The sequence below is a fragment of the Haloferax sp. s1 genome (assembly GCF_058382125.1).
On the sequence record NZ_JBZRPK010000146.1, the window covers coordinates 1 to 1,411 of the forward strand.

Sequence of the window (1,411 nt, forward strand, 5' to 3'; positions counted from 1 at the left end):
TTCGACGCCCTCGAAGAAGACGAAGTCATCCAGAACGCGCTCGGCGAGCACGTCACCGAGAAGTTCGTCGAAGCGAAGCGCTCCGAGTTTAAGGACTACCTCGTCGCCGTCTCCGAGTGGGAAATCGACCGGTACCTCGAGACGTTCTAAGCGCGACGAACTCTCAGCAGTCTCTTATCTTTCGGACCCCGTCACCGAGAGCGGCAAGGCCGGGCATATAGTCGGTTGGTTTGTTCCCAGAATAGCACAAAATACTTACAATAACACGAGTCACCAGCGTTCAGTGAGAGTGAACAAAGACGACGTTCGTCGGGCATACGACGACTTGGCTCCAGTGCACGCCGAACAGCGCACTGGAGATGGAGACGGAACAGACATTCTCGCGGAGTTTCTCGATTCGCTCTCCGAGTCGCCTCGCGTGCTCGACGCGGGGTGTGGACAGGGAACACCGATTCTGGCTCGATTGGCGTCCGAAGCGGCCCCAGTGGGGCTCGACTTCTCTCGCGGGCAGTTGTCGTTGGCCGCCGAGAGCGTCCCCGACGCTCCGCTTCTGCAGGGGGATATGACGACACTCCCGTTCGAATCGGACACCTTCGATGCCGTCGTCGCTTACTGGTCGCTGATTCACGTGCCGATGGACGACCACCAGACGGTCATCGACGAGTTCGCTCGGGTTCTTCGGCCCGGTGGCCGCGTCCTCCTGTGTGAGGGGACGAACGAGTGGGTTGGCGAGAACCCCGACTGGCTCGAAAGCGGTGTTCGGATGGAGTGGAACATCGCCGGTGCCGAAGAGACGCGCGCGCAACTACAGAACGCGGGATTCCGCGTCACCGACACGTGGGGCGCGCCAGAGACGATGAACCCGGATGAGGAAGACGGAGAAGACGCAGACACCGAAGGCGCAGACGCAGAAACCGAGGCCGAGGACGCAGACGCCGAAGACAACGAGGACCACCCGTGGACGTTTTTCTCCGCCCGACTGAGGTCGTAAGCCGGGCGACTACTGTTCGACAGATTTCCCAGCCGCCGCATCGCCGCTCAGTCGGCTCTGTATCCACGGCGCGGCGAGGATGAACGCGACGACAGTTCCGGTCGCGAGAATCGCGATTGGAAGCACGTGGAGCGCGTCGGCAACGACCCAGAGCGCGCCCGCACCGAGCAGGGACACGAGTGCAGCCGGGAGCGACAGTGTCGGCAGCGACTCGTGGTCAGAAAGCCGGGACCAGCCGACGAGACCGCCAAGTGACCCGCCGAGGGCGGCAGACGCGTTTGCCGCGTGGTGCGGCGTCCCGCTTGCGATAACCACTGCGAGGGCGACGGCGCTGAGCCCGACCGCGAGTGCGAACAGTCGCGTCGGGTCGAGGTGGCCGGGAACGTCGTCCGCGTCGGCGACCGTAAAGACGAGTATGAG

The 1,411-nt window shown here is 63.1% G+C and carries 1 protein-coding gene and 2 pseudogenes; 2 read left to right on the plus strand and 1 reads right to left on the minus strand.

Features of this window, described 5'->3' with window-relative positions:
* Positions 1-150, plus strand: a pseudogene (locus QT222_RS01085) (glutamine synthetase); the annotation flags it as partial.
* Between the two features lie 139 nt (positions 151-289).
* Positions 290-991 carry a class I SAM-dependent methyltransferase gene (locus QT222_RS01090; RefSeq protein WP_004058347.1) on the plus strand — a complete coding sequence of 234 codons (702 nt, stop codon included), beginning with the start codon at positions 290-292 and terminating at the stop codon, positions 989-991.
* 9 nt (positions 992-1,000) lie between these two features.
* Here QT222_RS01090 and QT222_RS01095 read toward each other — a convergent pair.
* Positions 1,001-1,411: pseudogene (locus QT222_RS01095) on the minus strand (phosphatase PAP2 family protein); the annotation flags it as partial.